3 protein-coding genes and 1 pseudogene are annotated in these 4,475 nt (G+C 41.9%); 1 reads left to right on the top strand and 3 read right to left on the bottom strand.

Going from position 1 to position 4,475, the window contains the following annotated elements:
- Positions 1–2,830: pseudogene (gene nifJ / locus C4E06_RS27120) on the bottom strand (pyruvate:ferredoxin (flavodoxin) oxidoreductase); the annotation flags it as partial.
- A gap of 148 nt (positions 2,831–2,978) precedes the next feature.
- A complete protein-coding gene (locus C4E06_RS27115; RefSeq protein WP_107671418.1) occupies positions 2,979–3,365 on the bottom strand; it encodes a caspase family protein in 387 nt (128 codons plus the stop codon).
- Positions 3,366–3,574: 209 nt separating this feature from the next.
- On the opposite strand from C4E06_RS27115, the gene C4E06_RS27110 reads away from it, so the two are divergent.
- A complete protein-coding gene (locus C4E06_RS27110) occupies positions 3,575–3,964 on the top strand; it encodes a CU044_2847 family protein (RefSeq protein ID WP_107671417.1) in 390 nt (129 codons plus the stop codon).
- Here C4E06_RS27110 and C4E06_RS27105 read toward each other — a convergent pair.
- On the bottom strand, positions 3,919–4,475 hold a 557-nt coding region (locus C4E06_RS27105), incomplete at its 5' end, for a glutaminase (protein WP_198649088.1). The genes C4E06_RS27110 and C4E06_RS27105 overlap by 46 nt on opposite strands.

The raw sequence follows: 4,475 nt of genomic DNA, 5'->3' as shown, positions 1-4,475 counted from the left end.
TTTAGACGCTTGTCCCCCGGTGTTAGAATAAACTTCCGTGTCCATGACCAAAATATTGACGTTGCGGCCACTGGCTAAGACATGGTCTAACCCACCATATCCAATATCATAGGCCCAACCGTCACCGCCGATGATCCAAACACTCTTTTTAACTAAATAGTCGGCGACAGACTGCAACATGGTAACTTTAGCTTGCATCGACTCATCTAAGTTACTGTTGCTTAACTCCCCTAAACGGTGTTTGAGGATAGCGACTCGTTCCCGTTGTTCAAAGATGTCGGCTTCATCTTTCTGTTGCGCGGTTAAAATGCCTGTAGCGAGGGTTTCTCCGATGTCAGAAGCAAGACTTTTGACTAACTCAGTGGCAAACTCTGCTTGTTTATCAATGGAAACACGGAACCCTAACCCGAATTCTGCGTTATCTTCAAAGAGTGAGTTAGACCAGGCCGGGGCCCCGTCCTTCTTGGTTATGGGTCCAGGGTGTGGTGGGTAAGTTACCGCCATAGATAGAAGAACATCCCGTGGCGTTGGCTACCACCATGCGATCGCCGAATAACTGAGTGGCTAACTTAATATAAGGGGTTTCGCCACAGCCGGCACAGGCCCCGGAAAACTCAAATAAGGGTTCTTGCATCTGTTGATGGCTGATTTTGTTGAGTTTCAGGGTATTTCGGTCTGGGTTGGCAATAGAGAGGAAATAATCCCAGTTTTCTCGTTCTTGTTCCCTGATCGGTAACTGTGGGCCATATTAATGGCTTTTAGTTTGGGTTGGGATTTATTTTTGGCCGGGCAAACATCAACGCAGATACCGCAACCGGTACAGTCTTCCGCTGCCACTTGGATGGTAAACTTAAGGTTCGTTTTCTTCCAGTCTAAGTCCTTGGCTGGCGCACTTTTGAAGCTGGCCGGGGCGTTAGTTAAGGCGGCTTCTTCATACACTTTAGACCGTATCACCGCATGGGGACAAACCAGAACACATTTACCACATTGAACGCAGACATCTTCATCCCAGACGGGGACTTCTTGGGCAACGTTGCGTTTTTCCCATTTTGCGGTCCCACTGGGGTAAGTACCATCACAGGGTAACGCGCTGACGGGGATGTCTTCCCCTTGTCGGGCCATCATTTTACCTAACACATCTCGAATGAATGCCGGGGCAGTATCTGGGATGGGATTATGGATGTCTCCGGCGTTTTCATCGATGGCGTTAGGTATGGTAACTTGATGGAGATGATCTAAAGCAGCGTCAACGGCTTTAATGTTCATCTGTACAATGTCTTCCCCTTTCTTGCCGTAGGTTTTGCGGATGTATTTTTTGATCTGGGCGATCGCTTCTTCTCTGGGGAGTACATTGGCAAGGGCAAAAAAGCATACTTGCATGACGGTGTTTATTCTGCCACCCATCCCTGCATTTCTGGCCACTTCATAGGCGTTGATAACATAAACATTGATGTTTTTGTTAATAATATGGTCTTGCACCAGACGGGGTAACTGTTGCCACACATAGTCGGGTTGGTAGGGACTATTGATCAGAAAGGTTGCTCCTTCAATGGCGGGTTCTAAAAGGTCAAATTTTTCTAAAAATTCCCATTGATGACAAGCAATAAAGTTGGCTTTCGTGACTAAGTAAGTGGACTTGATCGGGTTGGGTCCAAAGCGCAGGTGAGAGACAGTAACAGAGCCGGATTTTTTGGAGTCGTAAACGAAATATCCTTGAGCATAGTTATCGGTTTCTTCTCCAATAATTTTAATGGAGTTTTTGTTAGCACCGACGGTTCCATCTGAGCCTAACCCATAGAAAATTGCCCTCACCACATTGTCGGGTTCGGTAGAAAAGTTGGCATCATACTCAAGACTGGTATGGCTGAGATCATCGTTAATACCGATAGTAAAATGATTTTTGGGGTGATCTAAAGCTAAGTTATCAAACACCCCTTTAACCATAGCCGAGGTAAACTCTTTTGAAGATAAACCATAGCGTCCCCCAACGATTTTTGGTAAGGGCATTTCTTGATAACATTCCATCAACCCTGTTACCACATCAAGATATAACGGTTCTCCGGCTGAACCGGGTTCTTTGGTGCGATCTAAAACAGCAATTTTTTTAACGGTTTTTGGTAACGCTTCAATTAATTTTTCAGCAGCAAAGGGACGATATAAACGGACTTTTAAAACCCCAACTTTTTCCCCTTGAGTTAATAAATAATCGACAGTTTCGTGAACGGTTTCACAACCGGAACCCATTAAAATAATGACTTTTTCGGCTTCAGGATCACCATGATATTCATAGAGTTGATATTGCCTTCCCGTCAGTTGGGCAAAGCGATCCATGGTTGTCTGTAAAATGTTCGGATAGGCTGCATAGAAGGGGTTGACGGTTTCTCTGGCTTGGAAGTAGACATCAGGGTTTTGGGCCGTTCCCCGAATAACCGGGCGATCCGGGGTTAGGGCCCTTTCTCTATGGGCGATCACCCATTCGTCTTTGATCAGCGATCGCAGTACCGCATCATCCAATAACTCCACTTTCTGCACTTCGTGGGAGGTGCGAAACCCATCAAAAAAGTGCAGTCCGGCGACTCGACTTTCATAACTGGCGGCGGTGGTGATGGCGGCAAAAGTCTTGGGCTTCTTGCACGGATGCAGAGGCGATCAAGGCTAACCCGGTACTACGGGCGGCCATGACATCCCCATGATCCCCGAAAATAGACAAGGCTTGGGCGGCCAGCGATCGCGCGGCCACATGGATCACGGTGGCGGTGAGTTCCCCGGCTATTTTGTAGAGGTTGGGGATCATCAATAATAAGCCCTGAGAGGCGGTAAATGTCGTCGTATAATTCTGTTTATATTCAAATGTATTCAAACTCTTTTGCATTAAATGGGTTTCAATATAGTTACCACTATGACAACAATCTAATAATAAAACTAATTCACTCAAATTTGCTTGTTCAATTAAATAGTTTAAATCTTCTAACGGAAAACTATTTTTTTTCTTCAATTCTTTTATTATCTTTGATTACTACCTGACAATTTGAAGTAGCTAAATATCCCTTTTCTCTTCCTAAGCGATCGCAAATTGTAAACCCATGACCGGTAAAATAAATCAAAGCTGGTTGATTATTGGCTTTTTTAGTTAAAAACAGTTTTAATTCATTATATAAATCCTCATCTGTTACTTTTCCTGCTTTCATCTCGTACTCTGCTGTCTCAGCATTTCCTTTTCTCGGAAATCTAGTTATGTCATAATCTCCATATTGATGTAATAATTGAGCGATCGCCTCTGCATCTTGAGTTGTTTTTGGAAGAGGTTTATTTTTATAAGCATAACTATATTCAGGAATAGCAATAATTAGAGCATATTTTGTCATTATAAGTCTGATAAATACGACAGCTTCTATTTTAGAAGGAATAATAAGAGTTTCAGTACATTAATTTTATAAAATTTAATCATTATACGCTTCAAATTATTTTACAATTAACAAAGTGTTCTTAGATACTGATACTATTTGTACAGTAAATAGTAATGTGAGCATCTTGCTCACTCGATAGCACGTAAAACAATATAGAACCTAAAAAAATGACAACAAAACTCTATTTTGAAACCGATCAAGGATTAGATAATATTGATATTAATCCTAACTCTATTATCATTTCCCCTGAAGAAGATGACGGAATTGATGAGATGGGAGGATTACCCATTAATGTTAGTCAACAACTCGATCAAGCACAACAAATGATCCGAGAATGTGCAGAATATACCCTAAATTCATTTAAGAATTTTGCTGCTGCTGAAGTGGATGAAATCACCTTAAAATTTGGGATAAAATTAGCAGGAGAAGCGGGCATACCTCATATTACAAAAGGAACAGCAGAAAGTAATATTGAGATACAAATCAATGTAAATTTCCTCAATAATTCTTTTCAATTGGAGAAGAAATTGGGCTCAAAAATATGTAAACGAAAATGATGAGATAATTCCTCACAAACTTTAATCCCTCTGATACTATTCCCCCGTTGATCTAAAGGTGGAGAAAAGACAGCAATTCCCATCACCCCAGGAACCACTGCTAAAATACCACCCCCCACACCACTTTTGGCTGGAAACCCCACTTTATACGCCCATTCTCCTGCAAAATCATACATTCCACAAGTGAACATAACACTCAATAAATCTTGAATATAATCAGGATTAATCCCTTGTTTTCCCGTCATGGGGTTAGTGCCATTATTCGCTAATGTGGCAGCCATAATTGCCAAATCACGACAACTAATAATCACAGAACATTGTTGTAAATAGAGTTGCAATGTTTCTTTTATGTCACCAGAAATCATGCCAAAATTACGCAATAAATAAGAAATTGCCCAGTTGCGATCGCCTTTAGTTTGCTCAGAAACCACCGCCCCCGTATCCACATAAACAGGATGGCCGATATACTTTTGATACATTTTTAAAATACGATTTAGCTTATGTGCCTGAC

The sequence above is a fragment of the Cyanothece sp. BG0011 genome (assembly GCF_003013815.1).
Taxonomy (GTDB): domain Bacteria; phylum Cyanobacteriota; class Cyanobacteriia; order Cyanobacteriales; family Microcystaceae; genus Crocosphaera.
This window is presented reverse-complemented; position numbering and strand designations above follow the sequence as displayed.